This window comes from Citrobacter sp. MGH104 (assembly GCF_001034485.1).
GTDB lineage: Bacteria > Pseudomonadota > Gammaproteobacteria > Enterobacterales > Enterobacteriaceae > Citrobacter > Citrobacter freundii.
Genome location: NZ_KQ089818.1, coordinates 1813236 through 1838125 on the forward strand (window position 1 = coordinate 1813236; position 24890 = coordinate 1838125).

The following is a 24890-nucleotide window of genomic DNA, read 5'->3' on the forward strand; positions in this document are numbered from 1 at the left end:
CTAATAAAGAAGATTGCAAGCACTTTTTTGATATAGTCACCGTCTGATTAAACAGCTATCAAAAATCAACAAAAACACTAGATAATCATGATCTTAAACAACATCTATTTTGTAGACTTGCAAAATGACAATCTTTAGATATAAATTAGATATATCTAAAACACATCAGGAGACGATGATGCAAAACCATCATGAAGGTTGCTGCAAAAATACAGAGCACCAACACGAAGGCTGCTGCAAGGGTGAAGGACATCACCATGAAGGCCGCCACAACGAGCACCATGCAGGCTGCTGCAAAGGTGAAGAACATCGCCATGAAGGCTGTAACAAAGATCACCACCACGAGCACGGCTGCGGGCACCGCCACGGTCGCGGCGGTGGTGGTCGTCGCCAACGCTTCTTCGGTCACGGAGAATTACGCCTGGTCATTCTGGATATCTTGACCCGCGACGCCAGCCACGGCTATGAGCTGATAAAAGCGATTGAAACCCTGACTCAGGGTAACTATACCCCGAGCCCGGGCGTTATCTATCCGACGCTGGATTTCTTGCAGGATCAGGCACTGATCACCGTCAGCGACGAGGAAGGTGGGCGTAAACAGATTGCGATCACGACCCAGGGCCAGCAATGGCTGGATGAAAACCGTGAGCATCTGGGCCATATCCACGAACGGATCAAAGCCCGCTGCGTGGGTTTTGAATTACGCAAAAATCCACAGATGAAACGCGCGCTGGAAAACTTCAAAGCCGTGCTGGATCTACGCGTTAATCATGGTGATACCAGCGATGCGCAGATCAAAAAAATCATCGGTATTATCGATCGCGCTGCGCTGGATATTACTCAGCTGGATTAATCTGCACAGCAGGCGGAACCCGTTTGCCCGACGTTCCGCCTGTATTATTAGTATTAATGCAGCACCGTGACCGCATCTTCCAGACGACCCGCGCGATGTTTCACCATTGCGGAAATCTGCGCACTCTCTTCAACCAGTTCGGCGTTTTTCTGCGTAATGTTGCTCAGCTCATTCACCGCGCGGGTCAGGCTGGAAAGACCATCTGACTGTTCCAGCGTTGAGTGGCTGATTTGGGCGATCAGCTGAGTGACGTTTTGCACCTGCGCCACAATATCGTCCATCGTGCGTCCTGCGGCGTGAACCTGGTCGGATCCGGACTGCACTTTGTCGGCGCTGGCATCAATCAGCTTGCGGATATCATTGGCCGCACTGGCGCTGCGGCTGGCAAGATGACGCACTTCTCCCGCCACCACGGCGAACCCTTTCCCCTGCTCGCCCGCCCGCGCGGCTTCAACAGCGGCGTTCAAAGCCAGAATGTTGGTCTGGAAGGCAATATCGTTAATCAGCGTGGTAATGGTGCCGATCCGCTGGGTGCTGTTGGCGATATCGTCCATGGTTTTGATGACGGTATCCATCGCCTCACCGCCGTGCGTTGCCGCGCTGCTGGCGGCAATAGAGAGCTTATCAGCCGCCGCGGCGGTCTCTGAGTTTTGTTTTACCGATGCCGCCATCTGATTCATGGTGGTCACCGTTTCCTGCACGTTCTCAACGGTCTGCTGCGTATGCTTATTTAAATCATCGCTACCTTTTGCCAGCGTTTCGCTGTCGCTGCGCACGCAACTCACCTGGCTGGAGACGTCATGAATAAGCCAGCGACACATTAATCCCAGTTGGCCCACTGCTCGCAGCATCAGTCCCAGTTCATCGCTGCGGTTAAGATGCGACACGCTGTTCCGCTCACCGGTCGCCACTTTCAGCGCCTGACGGGTGACATTCTCAATAGGACGCACAATCTGCCATTCGAAAATAGCCGTTCCTAAAAGCATCACCAATGCACTCATCAACAGTAATGGCCATTCAGCACCCATTTGCTGCAATGCGACCGCTAGCAGGACAAACATGAATGCCATCACGCTGCGTACCCGCCAGCGAATCGGCATCGCCGGCAGTTTACCCAGCCAGCCTTTGCGTACCACCAACCCCTTATGGATACGCCGGTTGCAACGTCCTTCGTTCAGCGCTTTATATAAAGGCTCTACCGCTGCAATTTCCTCGTCAGTTGCCCGGGTACGAATCGACATATACCCGGTCACGCGTCCTTCCCGCACCATCGGCACCGCATTGGCCCTCACCCAGTAGTGATCGCCATTCTTACGCCGGTTTTTCACAATCCCGCTCCATGGCTCGCCCTGCTTCAGGGTGTACCACATATCCGCAAACGCCGCTTTTGGCATGTCCGGATGACGAACCAGATTGTGCGGCTTTTCGAGCAACTCATTCAGTTGATAGCCGCTGACCTGAACGAAGGTGTCGTTCGCATGGGTGATATAGCTTTGCAAATCGGTGGTCGACATGAGGGTGATATCATCATCCAGCGGTGTATTTTGCTGACTAACGTAGGGATGAGAAGACATGATTGCGTCCTGTGCAGGTTATCTGGTTGTTAACTCTTTCGGCTTATGTTATTTCGGCGATAATTTTTTTATCTTTAGTTGTTAAATTTGATTTAGATCGCAATTTGCGATTAAACCTCAAAAACTGTACGCATTCTAATCCATTGATTTAAAATACTTTCATCAAGTAACTATTCAATATCACTTCTACCAGCGCACCGTCACAGTGCAAATATTGCCCATTTTTAGAGCAAATTTGCGTTTATTCGATCTGTTTTCAGGCTCCTGACTTGGGCAAAATGCCAGCAAATGTTAAACAATGGCATTAAATGTTGCGTAAATGAGATGTTTCCTGGTGTTTATCCCGATTTTTGCTAAGCGCGCCGGAATGGCGCAATCCCTGCAATACTTAAATCAGTATCATGTGATACGCGAGCTCCGGGAGCATATTTTGAACAGGTTACCTTCCAGCGCATCGGCCCTAGCCTGCAGCGCACACGCACTGAATCTCATCGAAAAGCGCACGCTTGATCATGAGGAAATGAAATCGTTAAACCGAGAGGTGATTGAGTACTTCAAGGAGCATGTCAATCCGGGGTTCTTAGAGTATCGAAAATCTGTAACTGCAGGCGGGGATTACGGAGCCGTAGAGTGGCAAGCGGGAAGCCTCAATACGCTTGTCGACACCCAAGGGCAGGAGTTCGTCGATTGCCTGGGTGGTTTTGGAATTTTCAACGTGGGGCACCGTAATCCAGTCGTGGTTTCCGCCGTACAGAATCAACTCGCGAAACAACCTCTGCACAGCCAGGAGTTACTTGACCCTCTGCGGGCCATGCTGGCAAAAACTCTCGCCGCACTGGCGCCCGGTAAACTGAAATACAGTTTCTTCTGTAACAGCGGGACCGAGTCGGTTGAAGCCGCCCTGAAGCTGGCGAAAGCGTATCAATCACCGCGCGGTAAATTTACGTTTATTGCCACCAGCGGCGCATTCCACGGTAAATCACTTGGCGCGCTGTCCGCCACGGCTAAATCTACCTTCCGCAAACCCTTTATGCCGCTGCTGCCGGGCTTCCGTCATGTGCCGTTTGGCGATGTTAACGCGATGCGCACCATGCTCAGCGAGTGTAAAAAGACCGGTGACGATGTCGCAGCCGTGATCCTCGAACCCATCCAGGGTGAAGGGGGGGTGATCCTGCCGCCACAAGGCTATTTAACCGCTGTTCGTAAACTTTGCGATGAGTTCGGCGCACTGATGATCCTTGACGAAGTGCAGACCGGGATGGGGCGTACCGGCAAGATGTTCGCCTGTGAGCACGAAAATGTGCAGCCCGACATTATGTGTCTGGCCAAAGCGTTAGGCGGCGGCGTGATGCCCATTGGCGCAACCATTGCCACCGAAGAGGTGTTCTCCGTCCTGTTCGACAATCCTTTCCTGCATACCACCACGTTTGGCGGCAACCCGCTCGCTTGTGCGGCTGCGCTGGCCACCATTAACGTCCTGCTGGAGCAAAATTTACCGGCTCAGGCGGAGCAGAAAGGCGATATGTTGCTGGATGGTTTCCGTCAGCTTGCGCGGGAATACCCGGACCTGGTACATGATGTACGCGGCAAAGGCATGCTGATGGCGATTGAGTTTGTCGATAATGAAATCGGCTATAACTTTGCCAGTGAGATGTTCCGCCAGCGGGTGCTGGTCGCTGGGACGCTGAACAATGCCAAGACGATCCGCATCGAACCGCCGCTAACGTTAACGATCGAGCAATGCGATCTGGTGTTGCGATCAACACGCAAAGCCCTGGCAGCATTACGGGTGAGCGTGGAGCAGATGTAACAGATGTCTGTCCGGCCTGCGTGAGCAAACGTAGGCCGGATAAGGCGTAGCCGCCATCCGGCATCAGCACAATTTAAACAATCCGCACGCCTGCAGGCATCACCCGTTCTGGCGTTAACAGCACGCTTTCGCTGCCATCGTCCGTCTCAGCGCACAGCAGCATACACTCTGATGTTTCACCGCGCATTTTGGCCTTTTGCAGATTACACAGCACCACCACCGTTTTCCCCATCAGCTCCTCTTCGCTGTAATAAGGCACCAGGCTGGTCACTGTTTGCAGCGTACGCTCTCCCACATCAACCTGTACGATATACAGCTTATCGGCATTGTCATGGCGCTTAACCTGTGCGATTTTTCCAACACGTATTTCCATGCGGGCAAAATCAGCAAATGCGACAGTATCCATTGTTTTCTCCTTTGGTAAAATTTTACTAAATACTAGCAAACTATTTTCCGGGCATTGTTCTCAAAAGCGGGGAAATGACGTATTCATCACACTCTGCAAGCCCAGTTTTACCCCGAGCATGTCAATTAAACGTGCTTTTTTTACTGAAAACAGATGAATAGATAAGCACTTCATTTACAATGCGCAGGTAACTCAGGGAAAAGGCAAACATGGCAACACTTAAAGACATCGCAATCGAAGCTGGCGTGTCCCTGGCGACAGTGTCCCGGGTTTTAAACGATGACCCCACGCTGAATGTAAAAGAAGAGACCAAGCATCGCATTCTGGAGATCGCGGAAAAGCTGGAGTATAAAACCAGCAGCGCCCGTAAGAACCAGACCAGCGCACTCGGCCCCCAGCATATTCTGGCGCTCTACAGCTATCAGCAGGATTTGGAAATCAACGATCCTTACTATCTCGCGATCCGCCATGGGATTGAAACCCAGTGCGAGAAGCTGGGGATTGAACTGACCAACTGCTATGAGCACAGTGGGTTGCCGGAGAGCAAAAACATTACCGGCATTCTTATTGTCGGCAAGCCTTCTCCTGCGCTGCGCGAGGCGGCAACAGCGCTTACCGACAACATCTGCTTTATCGATTTTCATGAACCCGGCAGTGAATATGACGCTGTCGATATCGATCTGGCCCGCATCAGTAAAGAGAGCATCGACTACTTCATCGCCCAGGGCGTGACCCGCATTGGCTTCATCGGCGGCGAAGATCAGCCTGGCAAGGCTGATATCCGCGAAGCCGCGTTTGTCGAATACGGTCGCCTGCAGCAGGTCGTTTCAGAACAGGATATTTATCGCGGCGGCTTCTCCAGTTCATCAGGCTATGAACTGGCCAAAAAAATGCTGGCGAAAGCCGACTATCCCAGCGCCCTGTTTGTGGCTTCTGACTCGATTGCTATTGGCGTTCTGCGCGCCATTCACGAGCGTGGACTGAACATTCCGCAGGATATTTCGCTGATTAGCGTTAATGATATCCCGACGGCGCGCTTCACCTTTCCTCCGCTTTCCACCGTACGCATCCATTCAGAAATGATGGGCAGTCAGGGCGTCAACCTGCTGTTTGAGAAAGCCCGCGACGGACGTGCACTTCCCCTGCTGGTTTTTGTTCCCAGCAAGCTGAAACTGCGCGGCACCACCCGCTAAAATCCCCCGTTAATCCGTCCGGTTTCTGCTGAAGCCGGGCGCGCATTGTCATGCATTTTTTTCTGCGCCCGAATTATTTTCGTGATCCAGTTAAAGTAAATCACCTCACTCGCTATATTTTAGTAAAACTTTTACTAAAATCACCATCAATTACACTTACTCACCATTAAAATGAATGGTTCCGATTTTTCTCCACCGGGAGGCCTTATGAATCGCTGGGAAAACATTCAGCTCACCCACGAAAATCGACTGGCGCCACGCGCATATTTTTTCTCTTACGACTCCGTTGCGCAGGCTCGCTCGTTTGCCCGCGAAACCAGCAGCCTCTTTCAGTTGCTGAGCGGTCAGTGGAATTTCCAGTTCTTTGAGCATCCGCTGCAGGTGCCGGAAGCCTTTACGTCGCAGTTTATGAGCGACTGGGGCAACATCACCGTACCCGGTATGTGGCAGATGGAAGGGCACGGCAAGCTGCAGTATACCGACGAAGGTTTTCCTTTCCCGATTGATGTCCCCTACGTACCGACCAATAACCCCACCGGAGCCTACCAGCGTATTTTCTCTCTCAGCGAAGGCTGGCAGGGTAAACAGACGCTGATTAAATTTGATGGCGTAGAAACCTACTTCGAAGTTTACGTGAATGGTCAGTACGTTGGCTTCAGCAAAGGCAGTCGCCTGACGGCCGAGTTTGATATCAGCGCGGTGGTGAAAACAGGTGACAACCTGCTGTGCGTTCGCGTCATGCAATGGGCTGATTCCACCTACGTTGAAGACCAGGATATGTGGTGGTCGGCGGGAATTTTCCGCGACGTCTATCTGGTCGGCAAACAGGCGACCCATATCCAGGATTTTACTGTTCGTACCGATTTCGATGATGACTATCGCGATGCCACCCTCTCCTGCGACATCGTGCTGGAAAACATCGCCTCCACGCCAACGATGGCATCGCTCGAATACACTTTGTTTGACGGTGAGCAGACGCTGCATAGCGGCGTGATTAACGCTCTGACAGTGGATAAACTCACCCGCACCGCGTTCAATTTCAAGGTCAGCGCACCACAGCAGTGGTCAGCGGAATCGCCGTATCTCTATCATCTGGTGATGACCCTGAGAGATGCCAGCGGCAACATCCTTGAGGTTGTGCCGCAGCGCGTCGGATTCCGCGATATCAACGTTCGCAACGGTCTGTTTTACATCAATAACCGCTATGTCATGCTGCATGGCGTCAACCGTCATGATAACGATCATCTCAAGGGTCGCGCGGTCGGTATGGATCGCGTGGAAAAAGATCTGCTGTTAATGAAGCAGCACAACATCAACTCCATACGCACCGCCCATTACCCGAACGATCCACGTTTCTATGAATTGTGCGATATCTACGGTTTGTTCGTCATGGCCGAAACCGACGTTGAATCTCACGGCTTCGCTAATATCGGCGATATCAGCCGGATCACCGACGATCCGCTGTGGGAAAATGTCTACGTTGAGCGCATCGTACGCCACGTCCACGCGCAGAAAAACCACCCGTCGATCGTCATCTGGTCGCTCGGCAATGAATCCGGCTACGGCTGTAATATTCGCGCCATGTACCACGCGGCAAAAGCGCTGGATGACACGCGTCTGATCCACTACGAAGAAGATCGTGACGCCGAAGTGGTGGATATCATTTCCACCATGTACACCCGCGTACCGTTGATGAATGAGTTTGGTGAATACCCACATCCTAAGCCGCGCATCATCTGCGAATATGCTCACGCAATGGGCAACGGCCCCGGCGGGCTAACGGAATATCAGAACGTCTTCTATCAGCATGATTGCATTCAGGGACACTATGTCTGGGAGTGGTGCGATCACGGGATTCAGGCCAAAGATGAAGACGGTAACGTCTGGTACAACTATGGCGGTGACTACGGCGACTACCCGAACAACTACAACTTCTGCCTTGATGGCCTGATTTATTCCGATCAAACCCCAGGCCCGGGTCTGCAAGAGTACAAGCAGGTAATTGCACCAGTGAAAGTGCGCGCGCAGGATCTGGCTCGCGGCGAGCTGCGGGTAGAAAACAAACTGTGGTTCACCACGCTTGACGACTACACCTTGCATATTGAGGTTCGCGCCGAAGGAGATACGCTCTCTGCTCAGCAGATAAAACTGCGCGACGTTCCTCCCAACAGCGATACGCTGCTGCAATGCACGCTGCCGGAGCTGGATGCGCGCGAGGCGTTCCTCAACGTCACCGTGACGAAAGATTCCCGCACGTTATACAGCGAAGCCGGGCATCACATCGCGACTTATCAGTTCCCGCTGAAGGCCAGAACGGCGACTGCCGTACCGTTCAGTCTGCAAAACGCCACCCCTTTGACGCTGGAAGAGAACCGCCAGAGCTGCACCGTTCGCGGTTATAACTTCCATCTGACGTTCTCAAAGCTGACCGGTAAACCCATTAGCTGGAACGTCAATGGTGAAGAGCTGATTACCCGCGAGCCGAAGATTAATTTCTTCAAACCAACCATAGATAACCACAAGCAAGAGTTCGAAGGCCTCTGGCAGCCAAATCATATACAGATAATGCAGGAGCATCTGCGCGACTTTACCTTTGAGCAAACCGAAGATGCGCTGCTCATCACCAGCCAAACGATTATCGCCCCGCCGGTATTTGATTTCGGTATGCGCTGCACCTATCGCTGGCGGATTGCCGCAGACGGTCAGTTGAATGTGGAGCTTTCCGGCCAGCCTTACGGCGAGTACCGGGACATTATTCCGTGCATCGGCTTCACGATGGGCATCAGCGGTGATTTGGGACAGGTGGCCTGGTACGGACGTGGTCCTGGTGAAAACTATGCCGATAGTCAGCAGGCCAACATCATCGACATTTGGCGCAGCAGCGTGGATGAGATGTTCGAGAATTATCCGTTCCCGCAAAACAACGGCAATCGTCAGGACGTACGTTGGGCAACGCTAACCAATCGTCACGGTAACGGTCTGCTAGTGATTCCGCAGCGCCCTGTCAACCTGAGCGCCTGGCGTTATACGCCAGAAAATATCTTTGCCGCACAGCACTGTAATGAGCTGCAGCACAGCGATGACATCACTCTCAATCTGGACCATCAGCTACTGGGCTTAGGTTCTAACTCGTGGGGAAGCGAGGTACTTGATTCCTGGCGCGTCTGGTTTACGTCATTCAGCTACGGCTTCACGTTGTTGCCGGTTGCCGGCAGTGAGTCTGGCGCTCAAACCACCGCCAACCGTGCCTTTGGCACCGGGTTCTTTTCCACGAATATGCACAGCGAGAATACAAAATGAGGATCATCGACAACTTAGAGCAGTTCCAGCAACGCTATGCTTCGGGTCGGAAATGGCAACGCTGCGTCGAGGCCATTGAAAACATTGACAATATTCAGCCAGGCGTCGCTCACTCTATCGGTGATTCTCTGAGCTACCGCGTAGAGACAGACTCTGCAACCGATGCGCTGTTTACCGGTCATCGTCGTTATTTTGAGATCCATTACTACCTGCAAGGACAGCAAAAAATAGAGTATGCCGCCAAAGAGGATCTCCAGGTGGTTGAATATTATCGCGATGAAACCGACCGCGAATATTTGAAAGGCTGCGGAAAAACCGTAGAAGTGCACGAAGGACAAATGGTTATTTGTGACAACCATGAAGCCTATCGTTTTATCTGTAATAGCGTAGTGAAGAAAGTCGTACTCAAAGTCACCATCGAAGATGGTTATTTTCATAATAAATAAAAAACACAGGCGGCGCCGACGTTGCGCCGCCAGTACCCTATAATAATCAGGAATCGGAGATGTGCTATGTCTGATACCAAACGTAATACCATCGGCAAGTTCGGCTTACTTTCACTCACCTTTGCCGCGGTTTATAGTTTTAATAACGTTATCAACAATAATATTGAGCTTGGTCTGGCATCCGCACCGATGTTTTTCCTCGCGACAATTTTCTACTTTATTCCATTCTGCTTAATCATCGCCGAATTTGTTTCGCTGAATAAAAACTCCGAAGCCGGTGTCTACGCATGGGTGAAAAGCTCTCTGGGCGGGCGCTGGGCCTTTATTACCGCCTACACCTACTGGTTCGTTAACCTGTTCTTTTTTACCTCGTTACTCCCGCGCGTTATCGCCTATGCCTCGTACGCATTTTTAGGCTACGAATACATTCTGACGCCCTTCGCCACAACCGTGTTAAGTATGGTGCTGTTTGCCTTCTCGACCTGGGTTTCGACCAACGGCGCAAAAATGCTGGGGCCGATTACCTCTGTCACCTCCACGTTAATGCTGCTGCTGACGCTGTCCTACATTTTACTGGCGGGTACTGCGTTGGTGGGCGGCGTGCAGCCTGCTGACCCCATCACCGTTGATGCAATGATCCCGAATTTTAACTGGGCATTCCTCGGTATCACCACCTGGATCTTTATGGCGGCAGGCGGCGCGGAGTCCGTAGCGGTATATGTCAACGACGTCAAGGGCGGGTCAAAATCGTTCGTGAAGGTCATTATCATTGCCGGGATTTTTATCGGCGTGCTTTATTCCATCTCCTCGGTGCTGATCAACGTCTTCGTCAGCAGCAAAGAGCTGAAGTTTACCGGTGGTTCGGTGCAGGTATTCCACGGTCTGGCGGCATACTTTGGTCTGCCGGAACTGATCGTTAACCGCTTTGTCGGCCTGGTCTCCTTTACCGCGATGTTCGGCTCTCTGCTGATGTGGACCGCAACGCCGGTGAAGATCTTCTTCTCTGAAATTCCGGCGGGTATTTTCGGTAAAAAAACCGTCGAACTGAATGAAAACGGCGTACCGGCCCGCGCAGCGTGGATCCAGTTTCTGATCGTTATCCCGCTGATGATTATCCCAACGCTCGGTTCCAATACCGTGCAAGACTTAATGAACACCATCATCAACATGACCGCCGCCGCATCGATGCTGCCGCCGCTGTTTATTATGCTGGCCTACCTGAATCTGCGCGCAAAACTGGACCACTTACCGCGCGACTTCCGTATGGGTTCGCAAAAAACCGGCATTATTGTGGTATCAATGCTGATCGTCCTGTTCACTATCGGATTTATTGCCTCTACCTTCCCGAGCGGCGGAAATATCATAACCATTATTTTCTATAACGTCGGTGGGATTGTTATTTTCCTCGGTTTTGCCTGGTGGAAATACAGTAAATACATCAAAGGGCTAACTAAAGAAGAAAAAGCTATTGAGGCTGCTCCCGCTTCAAATATCAATTAATGACTAAAACATAATAACAATAAACAATATTCTCCAAGGCTATAACCAAAATAATTCGAGTTGCATGAAGGCGGCAAGTGAGTGAATTCCCAGGAGCATAGATAACTATGTGACTGGGGTGAACGAACGTAGCTAACGCACATGCAGCTTGAAGTATGAAGGGTATATAACAATAAAAATTATATTTTATTTGCTTAGGATCGAAGCATGAATAACATTAGCCATTATTGCAGGGCAATTATTGCCCTGCCCTTTTTCTGCGTCTCTTCTGTGGGTGCAGAAGAAGTTCGCCCTGCTGAACACGACGATACGAAAACACCTGCCATAACCTCCCCCTCTTTTCGTTTTTATGGCGAATTGGGCATGGGTGGATATATGGATTTAGAAGGAAAAGATAAGCATAAATACAGCGACGGTACTTACATTGAAGGTGGCCTGGAGATAAAACACGGTTCATGGTTTGGTCTGATCTACGGCGAGGGCTGGACCGTGCAGGCCGACCATCAAGGCAATGCCTGGGTTCCTGACCATAGCTGGGGCGGATTCGAAGGCGGGATCAACCGCTTTTACGGTGGTTACCGTACCGATGCTGGAACAGAGGTGATGCTCAGCCTGCGCCAGGACTCCTCGCTGGATGACCTGCAATGGTGGGGGGATTTCACGCCAGACCTGGGCTACGTTATTCCGAATACCCGAGACATCATGACCGCCATTAAGGTGCAAAACCTGACCGGCCCTTTGCGCTATAGCGTGACCGCTACACCCGCCGGACATCACGATGAAAGCAAAGCATGGTTGCACTTTGGTAAATACGATCGCTACGACGATAAATATACCTATCCGGCCATGATGAACGGTTACATCCAGTACGACCTGACTGAAGGCGTAACCTGGATGAACGGTCTGGAGATAACGGACGGTACCGGACAGCTGTTCCTGACCGGCATCCTCTCGCCCAACTTCGCCGCCCGCGCGTGGCACCACACAGGTCGCGCCGACGGGCTGGATGTGTCCGGCACCGAGACCGGCTATATGGTCAGCGCGATGTATGAAGCGCTAAAAGGCGTTTACCTCTCCACCGCATATAGCTACGCCAAACACCGACCAGATCGCGCCGAGGAAGAAACCACGTCCTTTATGCAGTTCGGTATCTGGTATGAATACGGCGGCGGACGTTTCGCTACCGCCTTCGACAGCCGGTTCTATATGCAGAATGCATCTGGTGACCCGAGCGACCAAATCTTCCTGATGCAATATTTCTATTGGTAACAAGGACCGGAACCCATGAATATCAAACCTCTTCTTACGCCGCTGGCCTGCCTCCTGCTGATGAACGTCTCTGCACATGCCGCCAGCGTTAATGACTTCAAAAACATCATTAATCGCACCGGTGCGCCGGACTACATGCATGACTACGATCACGACGACCACCAGCGTTTTAATCCATTTTTCGACCTCGGCTCATGGCACGGGCATCTGTTGCCAGATGGCCCCGCAACAATGGGCGGCTTTCCTGGCGTCGCACTGCTGACCGAAGAGTACATCAACTTTATGGCCAATAATTTTGACCGACTGACGGTGTATCAGCACGGTAAAAAGGTCGATTTTGCCCTCGAGGCTTACAGCATTCCCGGGGCGCTGGTACAGAAATTGTCATCAAAAGATGTACAGGTAGAGATGACGCTACGCTTCGCCAGTCCGCGCACTTCGCTGCTGGAAACCAAAATCACCAGCAACTCGCCGCTGGATCTGGTGTGGGACGGCGAACTGCTGGAAAAACTGGAGGCAAAAGAGGGAAAAGCCCTGTCGGATAAAACCATTGATGGCGAGTTCCCTGGCTATCAGCGCAAAATCACCGCCACGCACGACGGCCTGAAAGTCACCTTCGGCAAGGTGCGTTCAACCTGGGATCTGCTCACCTCCGGCGAGTCGGAGTATCAGGTGCATAAATCTGTCGCCATGAAAACCACGGTTAATGGTCATCGCTTCACGGGGAAGACCCATATCAACGGTTCGACGACGATTTACACCACCTGGTCTCATCTGCTTACCGCCGAAGATGTGGCAAAAGAGCAACCGCAGATCCGCGATATTCTGGCGCGTCCTTCTTCTTACATGCTCGCCTCGCAGCAGCGCTGGGACGACTATCTCAAGAAAGGCTTAAACAACCCGGACGCCACGCCAGAACAAACCCGAGTGGCGGTGAAGGCGATCGAAACGCTGAACGGTAACTGGCGCTCGCCGGGCGGTGCGGTAAAACACAATACCGTGACACCGTCGGTTACCGGCCGTTGGTTCTCCGGCAACCAGACCTGGCCGTGGGATACCTGGAAGCAGGCCTTCGCCATGGCGCACTTTAACCCGGATATCGCCAAAGAGAACATTCGCGCCGTCTTTTCATGGCAGGTTAAACCTGGCGATCCGGTTCGTGCGCAGGATGCCGGATTCCTTCCCGACCTGATTGCCTGGAACCTTAGCCCCGAGCGCGGCGGCGACGGCGGCAACTGGAACGAGCGTAACACCAAGCCAAGCCTGGCTGCCTGGTCGGTAATGGAAGTCTACAACGTCACCAAGGATAAGGCCTGGCTCGAAGAGATGTATCCAAAGCTGGTTGCATATCACGACTGGTGGCTGCGAAACCGCGATCATAACGGCAACGGCGTACCGGAATACGGCGCGACCCGCGATAAAGCCCACAATACCGACAGCGGTGAAATGCTGTTTACGGTGAAAAATGGCGACAAGGAAGAAACCCTATCCGGACTGAAAAACTACGCCAACATCACCAGTAAAGGCCAGTATGACAGCCTCGAGATCCCAGCACAGGTTGCTGCTTCCTGGGAATCCGGGCGTGACGATGCGGCAGTCTTTGGTTTTATCGACAAAGAGCAACTGGATAAATACGTCGCTAACGGTGGGAAACGCAGCGACTGGGTGGTGAAATTTGCCGAAAACCGCAGTAACGACGGTAAGTTGCTGGGTTACTCGCTGCTGCAGGAATCGGTCGATCAGGCCAGCTATATGTACAGCGACAACCATTATCTGGCAGAGATGGCGACCCTGCTCGGTAAACACAAAGAAGCGCAGCGCTACCGCCAGCTGGCGCAAAAACTGGCGGATTACATCAATACCTGCATGTTCGACCCAGACACCCGATTCTTCTATGACGTGAGGATCGAAGATACCCCGTTGACCAACGGCTGTGCGGGTAAACCAATCGTCGAACGTGGCAAAGGGCCGGAAGGCTGGTCGCCGCTGTTTAACGGGGCGGCAACGCAGCCCCATGCGGATGCGGTGGTTAAGGTGATGCTCGATCCCAACGAGTTCAACACCTTTGTCCCACTTGGTACTGCAGCGCTGACCAACCCCGCCTTCGGCGCGGACATCTACTGGCGCGGGCGCGTCTGGGTGGATCAGTTCTGGTTCGGACTAAAAGGGATGGAGCGTTACGGCTATCGCGATGAAGCGTTAAAACTGGCGGATACCTTCTTCAGCCACGCCAAAGGCCTCACCGCTGACGGTCCGATTCAGGAAAACTATAACCCATTGACCGGTGCACAGCAGGGCGCGCCAAACTTCTCCTGGAGCGCGGCGCATCTCTATATGCTGTACAACGATTTTCTTAAAAAACAGTAATCTGTGACATACCGCCGGATGGCGCTTCGTTTATCCGGTCTACAAAGACACATTTTCACAAGCCGGATTAGGTGCTTGCACCGATATCCGGCATATTCATTCTCTGGCCCCACTCCTTTTTTGAATCCCATCACAATCACGGCATTCCCCTTTTCCCTTTTACGCGGCGACGGCTAAATTAGAACTCATCCGACCACATAACAATAATTTTACATACTGGACACCTTTATGAGCTATCCGTCGCTGTTCGCCTCGCTCGATTTAGGCTTCACCACGCTTAAAAACCGCGTGCTGATGGGTTCAATGCATACCGGGCTGGAGGAGTATCCCGACGGTGCAGAACGGCTGGCCGCGTTCTACGCCGAGCGCGCTCGTCACGGCGTAGCGTTAATTGTGAGCGGAGGCATTGCGCCTGCGCTTTCCGGCGTGGGGATGGAAGGCGGCGCGATGCTCAACGACAGCAGCCAGCTTGCACACCATCGCGTCATTACCGATGCCGTGCATGACGAAGGCGGTAAAATCGCCCTGCAAATCCTGCACACCGGGCGTTACAGCTACCAGCCGCATCTGGTGGCCCCATCTGCTATTCAGGCCCCCATTAACCGCTTTACGCCGCATGAGCTGACGCATGATGAAGTGCTGCAGTTGATTGAAGATTTTGCCCATTGCGCCCAACTGGCGCGGGAAGCGGGCTACGATGGCGTAGAAGTGATGGGGTCGGAAGGGTATCTCATCAACGAATTCCTGACTCTGCGTACCAACCAGCGCGATGACCAATGGGGCGGTGAGTATGCCAACCGGATGCGTTTTGCCGTTGAGGTGGTGAGAGCGGTACGTCAGCGTGCCGGTAATGACTTTATAATTATCTTCCGCCTGTCGATGCTCGATCTGGTAGAAAACGGCGGAACCTTCGACGAAACCGTCCAGCTGGCGCAGGCTATAGAAGCCGCCGGGGCCACCATCATTAACACCGGTATTGGCTGGCATGAGGCGCGTATTCCCACTATCGCTACCCCGGTACCGCGCGGCGCGTTTAGTTGGGTGACGCGTAAGCTGAAAGGGCATGTGACAATCCCACTGGTCACCACCAACCGCATTAACGATCCCCAGGTCGCCGATGACATTCTGGCCCGTGGCGATGCCGATATGGTGTCGATGGCCCGTCCGTTCCTCGCCGATGCCGAACTGCTGTCAAAAGCGCAAACCGGACGAGCGGATGAGATCAACACCTGTATCGGCTGTAACCAGGCCTGTCTGGATCAGATCTTTGTCGGCAAAGTCACCTCTTGCCTGGTCAATCCGCGCGCCTGCCATGAAACTAAAATGCCGATCGTTGTGGCAGCTGTACCAAAGAATCTGGCGGTTGTCGGTGCGGGTCCTGCGGGCCTCGCCTTCGCCATTAATGCCGCCGCACGCGGACATCACGTCACGCTGTTTGACGCACATGGCGAAATTGGCGGGCAGTTTAATATCGCCAAACAGATCCCCGGCAAAGAAGAATTCTATGAAACCCTGCGCTACTACCGCCGGATGATCGACGTGACTGGCGTGACCCTGAAGCTGAATCATTTTGTCAGCGCACACGATCTGCACACTTTCGACGAAGTGATCCTTGCCAGCGGGATCGAGCCACGTATGCCGCCGATCGAGGGGATCGAACATCCAAAAGTGCTGAGCTATCTCGACGTCCTGCGCGATAAAACGCCAGTGGGCAAACGTGTAGCGATCGTTGGCTGCGGCGGGATTGGTTTCGATACAGCCATGTATCTGAGTCAACCCGGTGAAGCCACCAGCCAGAACATTGCGGAGTTCTGCGTGGAATGGGGGATCGACACCAGCCTGCAACAGCCTGGCGGCTTACGCCCGGAAGGTCCGCACTTATCCCGCAGCCCGCGCCAGATAGTGATGTTGCAGCGCAAAGCCAGCAAACCGGGGCAAGGTTTAGGTAAAACGACAGGCTGGATCCATCGCGCCACCCTGCTCTCACGCGGCGTGAAAATGATCCCGGCAGTCAGCTACCAGAAGATTGATGATGATGGGTTACACGTCGTGTTGAACGGCGAACCGGTGATCTTTAACGTGGATAACGTGGTGATTTGCGCCGGACAAGAGCCACGCCGTGAACTGGTCGAGCCGCTGCACGCGGCAGGTAAAACGGTGCATCTGATCGGCGGCTGCGATGTGGCGATGGAACTGGATGCCCGACGCGCTATTGCGCAGGGAACCCGCTTAGCGCTGGAGATTTAACACGTTGTATCCCGTAGGCCGGATAAGGCAACTGCGCACATCTTTGCCTGATGACGCTACGCTTATCAGGCCTACGATGCAGCTCGTGTAGGCCGGATAAGGCGTTAGCCGCTATCCGGCACAAGGGCTTAACGACGGCGACCGGTTTTGACCGCTTTTAGCACCACGAATTTATTATTGGTGGCGATGGTTACGCAGTTGCCGAAAATCTTCTTCAACTTGTGGAAGTAGTCGAGGTGACGGTTAGCCACAATGTACAGCTCACCGTTGATTTTCAGGCAGCGGCGGGCGTGGTGGAACATCTCCCAGGCGATATTATCGGTCAGCGCATGCTTCTGGTGGAACGGAGGGTTGCAGAACACCGCGTTGAAGCGGAACGGTTCTACGCCGGAGAGCGCGTTATTAATCATAAATTCGCTGCGATCCAGCGCGTCCGGCAGGTTGGTTTCCACGTTCAGACGGCTGGAAGCGACCGCCATCGGTGATTCATCAACAAACACCACGCTGGCTTCTGGGTTCTTCGCCAGCAGCGTCATGCCCAGCACGCCGTTACCGCAGCCGAGATCGACAATCTCGCCTTCCAGGTTTTCCGGCAGATGTTCCATAAAGAAACGTGCGCCGATGTCCAGCCCGGTACGGGAGAAGACATTGGCGTGGTTGTGGATGGTCCAGTCGGTGCCTTCCAGCTTCCAGCTCAGGGTCTGTGCGGTATCGGCCAGCGCCGGTTTGGTAAAGGTGCCGTTGATCAGGCGCGCCTTTTTCCATGCCAGCGTGGTGGTGGTTGGTCCTAGCACTTTCTCAAACAGCTCCAGCGTAGAGGTGTGGATATCACGCGCTTTTGCACCGGCGATGATACGCGTCTGCGGCGTGACCACTTCACGCAGGGCGCGCAGTTGCTGCTCCAGCAGCGCCATGGTTTTTGGCAGCTTAATCAGCACCACGCCCGGCGCCTGCGGATAGTCAGCGGTACTGTCGAGGAACTTGACGCTCGACTCGGCAATATCGTTGTGACGCAGGTTCTCACGTGTGGCAAGCTCGCTGAGATAGGAGTCGCCAATGCTGTACGGCGTATGTTCCGCCAGCGCACAGCCCAGCGCACCGAAGGTATCATTCAGGATCAGCACCGGGCCGCTAATTTCGGTATCGTCCAGCTGTTGCAGCAGATATTCATCTGCAGCTTCCCACGCCAGCAGCGGGTTAACGTCATCCGTTTCCGGGAAACGTTTAAGTGACAGCGAACGGAAACCGTTGTCTATGTGGCTCATCGGCCCTCCTGAATGGTAAAATTTCGGCGTATCCCTGAAAAGGGTGCGTGAGTATACACTTTTTATACTTTATATGGGGCACTAATGAGTCAGTTGACCTATCTGCAAGGATATCCGGAGAATTTACTTTCTCAGGTGAGAACGCTGATTGCTGAGCAACGCCTGGGTGCAGTGCTGGAGAAGCGCTATCCGGGTACGCATGACTTCGCGACCGACAAAGCGCTCTGGCAATATACTCAGGATCTGAAAAATCAGTTTCTGCGTAACGCCCCGCCGCTGAATAAAGTCATGTATGACAGCAAGATCCACGTTCTGAAGAATGCGCTGGGACTGCATACCGCCGTTTCTCGCGTGCAGGGCGGAAAGCTCAAAGCTAAAGCGGAGATCCGCGTGGCGACCGTTTTTCGCAATGCCCCCGAACCCTTTTTGCGTATGATTGTCGTTCATGAACTGGCGCATCTGAAAGAAAAAGAGCACGACAAAGCGTTTTACCAGCTGTGCTGTCATATGGAGCCTCAGTATCACCAACTGGAGTTCGACACCCGCCTGTGGTTAACGCAACAATCGTTAAAGCAAACTGCGTAGTCGCGCACTGGCTTTGTCTTCAGGGCATGCTAAATTGACGAAAGAATCCCTTTTCGCAGCCTGAAGGCATTTATGATACGTTTCGCAGTAATTGGCACAAACTGGATCACCCGCCAGTTTGTCGATGCCGCCCATGAAACCGGCAAGTATAAGTTAACCGCAGTCTATTCTCGTAGCCTTGAGCAGGCACAGACCTTCGCCAACGATTACCCCGTCGAGCATCTGTTTACTTCGCTGGAAGCGATGGCGCAAAGCGAGGCGATCGACGCCGTCTACATCGCCAGTCCAAACTCCCTGCACTTCCCGCAGACCGAGCTGTTTTTGCGGCACAAAAAGCATGTTATTTGCGAAAAGCCACTGGCCTCCAACCTGGCGCAAGCCGAAGCCGCTATCGCCTGCGCGCGTGAAAACCAGGTCGTGCTGTTTGAAGCGTTTAAAACCGCCAGCCTGCCTAACTTCCTGCTGTTACAGCAATCGCTCCCAAAAGTTGGAAAAATCAGGAAGGCATTTATCAATTACTGCCAGTACTCCTCGCGTTACCAGCGCTATCTGGATGGTGAGAATCCGAACACGTTTAATCCGGCGTTCTCCAATGGCTCGATTATGGATATCGGTTTTTACTGCCTGGCCTCGGCGGTTGCGCTGTGGGGCGAACCACAGAGCGTTCAGGCCAGCGCCAGCCTGCTGGAAAGCGGCGTGGATGCCCACGGTGTGGTGGTGCTGAATTACGGTGATTTCAGCGTTACGCTCCAGCACTCAAAAGTAAGCGACTCGGTATTAGCCAGTGAAATTCAGGGTGAGTCGGGATCGCTGGTCATCGAGCATATTTCCGAATGCCAAAAGGTGTGCTTCGTTCCACGCGGGGGAAAAACGCAGGATCTGACGACGCCTCAACACATCAATACTATGCTGTATGAGGCAGAGGCTTTTGCCCATTTGGTTGAATCCGGCGAAGTGGATCACCCGGCACTGGCCGTCAGCCGTATCACCGCTAAACTGCAAACGGAGATTCGCCGCCAGACCGGCGTGGTTTTCCCGGCAGACGAGACGGTAACCTCGCTGACTGCGTAAAAGTGTGTAAATGGAATGTTGCAGGCCATTGACTGAATGCATGGCCTGTAATATTTTGTAACCCGCAAAGGGGAGTAACTTCGTTGTCGGTTGATCGTCATTACGATGTGTGAAAAACCACATCCGGTCACCGGGCGATAACAAAGGAATACGCCATCGTATTCCTTTGTTGTTGTAAGTGAGACCTTGCCGAATGGCAAGGTCTATGCATAAAAAGCAGCGGCTAACGTCATTCGGCGTTGGCCGTTTTTTTTATGCATGGGGAAATACAATGAATACTGTCGGCACACCGTTGTTATGGGGTGGCTTCGCTGTCGTAGTGGTAATTATGCTGGCCATCGACCTGCTGTTGCAGGGTCGTCGTGGCGCACATACGATGTCGATGAAACAGGCTGCGGCCTGGTCAATCGTCTGGGTAACGCTGTCGCTACTGTTTAACGCCGCCTTCTGGTGGTACCTGGCGGAAACCCAGGGCCGCGCCGTTGCCGACCCACAGGCACTGGCGTTCCTGACCGGCTATCTGATCGAAAAATCGCTGGCAGTAGATAACGTCTTTGTCTGGTTGATGCTCTTCAGCTACTTCTCAGTGCCGCCTGCGTTGCAGCGCCGGGTATTGGTGTATGGCGTGCTGGGAGCAATTGTTCTGCGTACGATCATGATCTTCGCCGGCAGCTGGCTTATCACCCAGTTTGAGTGGTTGCTGTACGTGTTCGGCGCGTTCCTGCTGTTTACCGGCGTGAAGATGGCTCTGGCGAAAGAAGATGCCTCCGGTATCGGCGACAGACCGTTAGTACGCTGGCTGCGCGGCCATTTACGCATGACCGATACCATCGAAGATGAAAAATTCTTCGTGCGTAAAAACGGTCTGCTGTTTGTCACGCCGCTGATGTTGGTGTTGATTCTGGTTGAGCTGAGCGACGTGATTTTCGCCGTCGACAGTATTCCGGCTATCTTTGCCGTTACCACCGACCCGTTCATCGTGTTGACCTCGAACCTGTTTGCTATTTTGGGGCTGCGTGCGATGTACTTCCTGCTGGCGGGCGTGGCAGAGCGTTTCTCCATGCTGAAGTACGGCTTGTCGGTCATTCTGGTGTTTATCGGTATTAAGATGCTGATCGTCGATTTCTACCATATCCCGATCGCTATCTCGTTAGGCGTGGTATTTGGCATTCTGTTTGTGACGCTGATTGTTAACGCATGGGTCAACCACCAGCACGATAAAAAGCAGCAAATACAGTAAGTTTCATCTGCTAGCTGAAAAGCCCGGCAGCACACTGCGTGCGTCGGGCTTTTTGTTTATCATGTCAAAACAATGTTAATTCAAAGTTATAAAATATGATCTCAGCGGGGAATCCAGGATATTTCTCTTCCCGAAGCTTTATCTTTCCTTATACTCAACCACGCAAACACTTTGTTACATCCAGAAAGATGCGTCGTAAGAGCGCACGATGGATGAGCAACAACACAATGAAAGGATCACTACATGACTACGCAACGTTCATCGGGGCTACTCTCGCGTTTGGCGCAAGGGAGCCTGGTTAAACAAATTTTGATTGGCCTGGTACTGGGGATTTTACTCGCACTGGTGTCAAAACCTGCGGCAGAAGCCGTTGGTTTACTGGGTACGCTGTTCGTCGGCGCATTAAAAGCCGTCGCGCCAATTCTGGTTCTGATGCTGGTCATGGCCTCTATCGCCAACCACCAACACGGGCAAAAAACCAATATCCGCCCCATTCTGTTCCTTTACCTGCTCGGAACATTTTCAGCGGCATTAGCCGCCGTTGTCTTCAGCTTCGCCTTCCCGTCGACACTGCATCTTTCCAGCAGCGCTGGCGATATCGTGCCGCCGTCCGGCATCGTTGAAGTAATGCGTAGCCTGCTGATGAGCATGGTTTCTAACCCAGTTGATGCCCTGCTTAACGCTAACTATATTGGTATTCTGGTCTGGGCCGTCGGTCTGGGTTTTGCACTGCGCCACGGTAATGAAACGACCAAAAATCTGGTCAATGATATGTCCAACGCCGTCACCTTTATGGTAAAGCTGGTGATTCGTTTCGCGCCAATCGGTATCTTTGGTCTGGTCTCATCCACGCTGGCAACCACCGGTTTTGCAACGCTTTGGGGCTACGCCCAACTGCTGACCGTACTGGTAGGCTGTATGCTGCTGGTGGCGTTTGTGGTCAACCCACTGCTGGTCTTCTGGAAAATTCGCCGTAACCCGTATCCGCTGGTGCTGGCCTGTCTGCGCGAAAGCGGCGTGTACGCTTTCTTTACCCGCAGCTCCGCCGCCAACATTCCGGTGAATATGGCGCTATGTGAGAAGCTGAATCTGGATCGTGATACCTACTCGGTATCTATCCCGCTGGGCGCCACCATCAATATGGCGGGTGCGGCGATCACCATTACCGTGCTGACGCTGGCGGCGGTGAATACGCTGGGTATTCCGGTCGATTTACCGACGGCGCTGTTACTGAGCGTGGTGGCTTCGCTTTGCGCCTGTGGCGCATCTGGCGTGGCGGGTGGATCTCTGCTGCTGATCCCACTGGCGTGTAATATGTTCGGTATCCCGAATGATATCGCCATGCAGGTAGTTGCCGTCGGCTTTATCATCGGCGTATTGCAGGATTCCTGTGAAACGGCGCTGAACTCTTCTACAGATGTCTTGTTTACCGCGGCCGCCTGCCAGGCTGAAGACGAGCGTCTGGCAAATAACGCTCTGCGCGGCTAATCCCTGCGCCCCTCCGTCATTGGGCGGAGGGGCCCTTTTCTTGTACGCTTTTTTCAATTTTGAACGGATCAATTCCGCGTTTTTGCATCCGCCGGAAGCGAATAATGTTCAGGCCATTCATCACCAGAAAACTCCCTTCGATCATCGTCCCGCCAATCGATCCCAGCCAGAAATTATGGATAACCCAACAGGCGGTTGCGCACCACATTACGCAACGCACGGTTAACCCTTGGCAGCGAAACAGCGCCCAGGTGCTGGCCAGCGTGCCAATTATCGGTAACAGCTCCATCGCATGCTGTAATTTCGCCAGACCGAGAACCAGGGTGAGGATAATAAAAACGGTCATTACCCACAGTTTGCGGGTATGCATTGAGACAAGTGTGCGGATGGTGTTGAGTTCTGCGCTCATTCCCGCGGGCCAGGCGCCCATCAGAAAAAAATGCACGCCAATGGTGGCGCTATAGACAGCAAGTTGCAGCCGGAAGCGGCGCTCATCGCGATTGAAAAAGGTGGTAATGCCGATCAGAAAGGCGATGACACCTACGCCCTGGGCCAGCCAATACGCGGTCATGAATGATCCTTGTCAGGTAATGCAAAAACAAACGGCGCTCCATATTATGAAACGCCGTTTTTAGATTCCACCATAAACAAACTTACCCAAAAGATTTTGTGCTACAGCAAGGTGGCAAGTTCGCACATCCCCGAGAGCTTACATGAGTAAGTGACCGGGGTGGGCGAACGCAGCCAACACAGCTGTGGTGCAAAAGATGAAGGGTAATTACAACGTTACGCCGCTTTTAAAGATAGCCAGTTCCCGGAAATCGTTGCGCTCGTTGCAGGTTTGCTTACCGTTGGCGAACTCAACGATCGTATCGACAAACTCGCTCAGCAGTTGAGGCATCGCTTTACCGTGGATCAACTGTCCAGCGTCAAAATCGATCCAGTGCTTTTTCTTCGCTGCCAGCTCGCTGTTGGTGGCAATTTTCACCGTCGGTACAAAACCACCGTACGGCGTACCGCGACCGGTACTGAACAACACCATATGACAGCCCGCGCCCGCCAGCGCGCTGGTGGCGACGGCATCGTTGCCCGGTGCGCTCAGCAGGTTCAGGCCGTGGGTTTTCAGACGCTCGCCGTAGCGCAGTACGTCCACCACCTGACTGGAGCCTGCTTTTTGCGTACAGCCCAGCGATTTATCTTCCAGCGTGGTGATACCACCCGCTTTGTTGCCCGGCGATGGGTTCTCGTAGATCGGCTGATCGTGGGCAATGAAATACTGCTTGAAGTCATTGACCATAGTGACCAGCTTGCCAAACGTTTCTTCATCGCGGCAGTGGTCCATCAGCAGCTGTTCGGCGCCGAACATTTCCGGCACTTCGGTCAGCACTGTAGTTCCGCCGTTAGCAATCACGTAGTCGGAGAAACGGCCCAGCATCGGGTTGGCGGTAATACCGGAGAGGCCGTCAGAGCCGCCGCATTCCAGACCAAACTTCAGCTCGCCCAGCTTACCCGGTTCACGCTTATCGTTACGCATCACGTTGTACAGCTGGTGAAGATGTTCAATCCCCGCTTCCACTTCGTCTTCCTGATGTTGGCAGACCATGAAGTGAACGCGCTCAGGATCGTACTCGCCTAAGGTTTCGCGGAAGGCATCCACCTGATTGTTTTCACAGCCCAGGCCAACCACCAGCACCGCACCCGCATTCGGATGGCGCACCATGTTTTGCAGCATGGTGCGAGTATTAATGTGGTCGTCGCCGAGCTGTGAACAGCCGTAGGTGTGGCTGAAGAGATGCACGCCGTCGATTCCTTCGGCGTCGTTAGTCTCTTTCAGAAAACGGTTCTGCATCTGGCGCGCCATGGCGTTAACGCAGCCTACCGTTGGCAGGATCCACAGTTCGTTACGCACCCCAACGTCACCGTTCGCGCGGCGATAAATCTGCACATCGCGATCCGCCGGTTGTGCAACTTCCGCCTGAAAATCAGGTTGGTAGCGATACGTATCCAGGTCGCTCAGATTGGTACGCGTGTTGTGAGCATGAATATGCTCACCCGCCGCAACACCCACCAGCGTATGGCCAATTGGCAAACCGTATTTAATGACGTTTTCGCCTTTCGCAATATCGCATAAGGCGAATTTATGGCCACGAGAGACCGCCTGACGTAGGATTACCGCCTGCCCATCAACGGTGACTTCGTTTCCTTCAGCCAAATCAGCAAGCGCAACCGCGACGTTATCCAGCGCATGGATCTTGATGTATTGCATACCTTCACCC

The 24890-nt window shown here is 53.1% G+C and carries 18 protein-coding genes; 13 read left to right on the top strand and 5 right to left on the bottom strand.

The features are described 5' to 3' along the window. Positions 1 to 175: 175 nt before the first annotated feature. On the top strand, positions 176 to 853 hold the full coding sequence (locus SK34_RS08450; RefSeq protein WP_161799266.1) for a PadR family transcriptional regulator: 678 nt from the start codon (positions 176 to 178) through the stop codon (positions 851 to 853). 53 nt (positions 854 to 906) lie between these two features. Here SK34_RS08450 and SK34_RS08455 read toward each other — a convergent pair whose 3' ends face one another. Next, positions 907 to 2427 carry a methyl-accepting chemotaxis protein gene (locus SK34_RS08455; protein ID WP_003841468.1) on the bottom strand — a complete coding sequence of 507 codons (1521 nt, stop codon included), beginning with the start codon at positions 2425 to 2427 and terminating at the stop codon, positions 907 to 909. Between the two features lie 430 nt (positions 2428 to 2857). On the opposite strand from SK34_RS08455, the gene ygjG reads away from it, so the two are divergent. Further along, positions 2858 to 4237 (top strand): putrescine aminotransferase, encoded by a 1380-nt coding sequence (ygjG, locus tag SK34_RS08460; protein WP_168150126.1) that lies wholly within the window; start codon positions 2858 to 2860, stop codon positions 4235 to 4237. Positions 4238 to 4310: 73 nt separating this feature from the next. On the opposite strand, the gene SK34_RS08465 is transcribed toward ygjG, so the two are convergent. Next, entirely contained in the window at positions 4311 to 4643 is a 333-nt protein-coding gene (locus tag SK34_RS08465) for a tRNA-binding protein (RefSeq protein WP_003024768.1), read from the bottom strand. Between the two features lie 209 nt (positions 4644 to 4852). On the opposite strand from SK34_RS08465, the gene ebgR reads away from it, so the two are divergent. From ebgR to SK34_RS08500, 7 genes are all read left to right on the top strand, one after another. Next, positions 4853 to 5836 (top strand): transcriptional regulator EbgR, encoded by a 984-nt coding sequence (ebgR, locus tag SK34_RS08470; protein ID WP_003024771.1) that lies wholly within the window; start codon positions 4853 to 4855, stop codon positions 5834 to 5836. 207 nt (positions 5837 to 6043) lie between these two features. Continuing rightward, positions 6044 to 9136 (top strand): beta-galactosidase subunit alpha, encoded by a 3093-nt coding sequence (gene ebgA / locus SK34_RS08475; RefSeq protein WP_048232833.1) that lies wholly within the window; start codon positions 6044 to 6046, stop codon positions 9134 to 9136. Continuing rightward, the gene (locus SK34_RS08480) at positions 9133 to 9582 is read left to right on the top strand and encodes a beta-galactosidase subunit beta (RefSeq protein ID WP_003024776.1); all 450 of its coding nucleotides are present in this window, start codon (positions 9133 to 9135) and stop codon (positions 9580 to 9582) included. The genes ebgA and SK34_RS08480 overlap by 4 nt, the downstream gene beginning before the upstream one ends. Before the next feature lie 66 nt (positions 9583 to 9648). Then, positions 9649 to 11082 (top strand): amino acid permease, encoded by a 1434-nt coding sequence (locus SK34_RS08485; protein ID WP_003846220.1) that lies wholly within the window; start codon positions 9649 to 9651, stop codon positions 11080 to 11082. Between the two features lie 207 nt (positions 11083 to 11289). Then, on the top strand, positions 11290 to 12351 hold the full coding sequence (ygjJ, locus tag SK34_RS08490; protein WP_048232835.1) for a protein YgjJ: 1062 nt from the start codon (positions 11290 to 11292) through the stop codon (positions 12349 to 12351). A 15-nt stretch (positions 12352 to 12366) separates the two neighbouring features. Next, positions 12367 to 14718 (top strand): alpha-glucosidase, encoded by a 2352-nt coding sequence (ygjK, locus tag SK34_RS08495; RefSeq protein WP_046670247.1) that lies wholly within the window; start codon positions 12367 to 12369, stop codon positions 14716 to 14718. A 228-nt stretch (positions 14719 to 14946) separates the two neighbouring features. Continuing rightward, positions 14947 to 16965 carry an oxidoreductase gene (locus SK34_RS08500; RefSeq protein ID WP_048232837.1) on the top strand — a complete coding sequence of 673 codons (2019 nt, stop codon included), beginning with the start codon at positions 14947 to 14949 and terminating at the stop codon, positions 16963 to 16965. Positions 16966 to 17093: 128 nt separating this feature from the next. Here SK34_RS08500 and rlmG read toward each other — a convergent pair whose 3' ends face one another. Beyond that, positions 17094 to 18230, bottom strand: coding sequence for a 23S rRNA (guanine(1835)-N(2))-methyltransferase RlmG (gene rlmG / locus SK34_RS08505; protein WP_003024789.1), 1137 nt, complete (start codon positions 18228 to 18230; stop codon positions 17094 to 17096). 84 nt (positions 18231 to 18314) lie between these two features. On the opposite strand from rlmG, the gene SK34_RS08510 reads away from it, so the two are divergent. The 4 genes from SK34_RS08510 to sstT all read left to right on the top strand — a co-directional run bounded on the left by SK34_RS08510 (position 18315) and on the right by sstT (position 22614). Further along, a complete protein-coding gene (locus SK34_RS08510) occupies positions 18315 to 18815 on the top strand; it encodes a M48 metallopeptidase family protein (RefSeq protein WP_044700945.1) in 501 nt (166 codons plus the stop codon). Between the two features lie 72 nt (positions 18816 to 18887). After that, positions 18888 to 19886: a Gfo/Idh/MocA family protein gene (locus SK34_RS08515; RefSeq protein WP_003846207.1), complete on the top strand. Its 999-nt coding sequence runs from the start codon at positions 18888 to 18890 to the stop codon at positions 19884 to 19886. Positions 19887 to 20157: 271 nt separating this feature from the next. Continuing rightward, entirely contained in the window at positions 20158 to 21126 is a 969-nt protein-coding gene (locus SK34_RS08520) for a TerC family protein (protein ID WP_003828551.1), read from the top strand. A gap of 243 nt (positions 21127 to 21369) precedes the next feature. Then, the gene (gene sstT / locus SK34_RS08525) at positions 21370 to 22614 is read left to right on the top strand and encodes a serine/threonine transporter SstT (RefSeq protein WP_003841490.1); all 1245 of its coding nucleotides are present in this window, start codon (positions 21370 to 21372) and stop codon (positions 22612 to 22614) included. A 16-nt stretch (positions 22615 to 22630) separates the two neighbouring features. Here the strand turns inward: sstT and SK34_RS08530 are convergent, their stop codons facing one another. Beyond that, complete coding sequence (locus SK34_RS08530) at positions 22631 to 23185, bottom strand: YgjV family protein (protein WP_032937316.1); 555 nt, start codon at positions 23183 to 23185, stop codon at positions 22631 to 22633. Between the two features lie 207 nt (positions 23186 to 23392). Continuing rightward, complete coding sequence (locus SK34_RS08535) at positions 23393 to 24880, bottom strand: UxaA family hydrolase (RefSeq protein WP_048232839.1); 1488 nt, start codon at positions 24878 to 24880, stop codon at positions 23393 to 23395. Positions 24881 to 24890 lie beyond the last annotated feature (10 nt).

Excerpts from the sequence above, each read along its gene's own strand:
- SK34_RS08450 (WP_161799266.1), top strand. The coding sequence starts at position 176 with ATGATGCAAAACCATCATGAAGGTTGCTGCAAAAATACAGAGCACCAA.
- SK34_RS08455 (WP_003841468.1), bottom strand. The coding sequence starts at position 2,427 with ATGTCTTCTCATCCCTACGTTAGTCAGCAAAATACACCGCTGGATGAT.
- SK34_RS08465 (WP_003024768.1), bottom strand. The coding sequence starts at position 4,643 with ATGGATACTGTCGCATTTGCTGATTTTGCCCGCATGGAAATACGTGTT.
- ebgR (WP_003024771.1), top strand. The coding sequence starts at position 4,853 with ATGGCAACACTTAAAGACATCGCAATCGAAGCTGGCGTGTCCCTGGCG.
- ebgA (WP_048232833.1), top strand. The coding sequence starts at position 6,044 with ATGAATCGCTGGGAAAACATTCAGCTCACCCACGAAAATCGACTGGCG.
- SK34_RS08480 (WP_003024776.1), top strand. The coding sequence starts at position 9,133 with ATGAGGATCATCGACAACTTAGAGCAGTTCCAGCAACGCTATGCTTCG.
- SK34_RS08485 (WP_003846220.1), top strand. The coding sequence starts at position 9,649 with ATGTCTGATACCAAACGTAATACCATCGGCAAGTTCGGCTTACTTTCA.
- ygjJ (WP_048232835.1), top strand. The coding sequence starts at position 11,290 with ATGAATAACATTAGCCATTATTGCAGGGCAATTATTGCCCTGCCCTTT.
- ygjK (WP_046670247.1), top strand. The coding sequence starts at position 12,367 with ATGAATATCAAACCTCTTCTTACGCCGCTGGCCTGCCTCCTGCTGATG.
- SK34_RS08500 (WP_048232837.1), top strand. The coding sequence starts at position 14,947 with ATGAGCTATCCGTCGCTGTTCGCCTCGCTCGATTTAGGCTTCACCACG.
- rlmG (WP_003024789.1), bottom strand. The coding sequence starts at position 18,230 with ATGAGCCACATAGACAACGGTTTCCGTTCGCTGTCACTTAAACGTTTC.
- SK34_RS08510 (WP_044700945.1), top strand. The coding sequence starts at position 18,315 with ATGAGTCAGTTGACCTATCTGCAAGGATATCCGGAGAATTTACTTTCT.
- SK34_RS08515 (WP_003846207.1), top strand. The coding sequence starts at position 18,888 with ATGATACGTTTCGCAGTAATTGGCACAAACTGGATCACCCGCCAGTTT.
- SK34_RS08520 (WP_003828551.1), top strand. The coding sequence starts at position 20,158 with ATGAATACTGTCGGCACACCGTTGTTATGGGGTGGCTTCGCTGTCGTA.
- sstT (WP_003841490.1), top strand. The coding sequence starts at position 21,370 with ATGACTACGCAACGTTCATCGGGGCTACTCTCGCGTTTGGCGCAAGGG.
- SK34_RS08530 (WP_032937316.1), bottom strand. The coding sequence starts at position 23,185 with ATGACCGCGTATTGGCTGGCCCAGGGCGTAGGTGTCATCGCCTTTCTG.
- SK34_RS08535 (WP_048232839.1), bottom strand. The coding sequence starts at position 24,880 with ATGCAATACATCAAGATCCATGCGCTGGATAACGTCGCGGTTGCGCTT.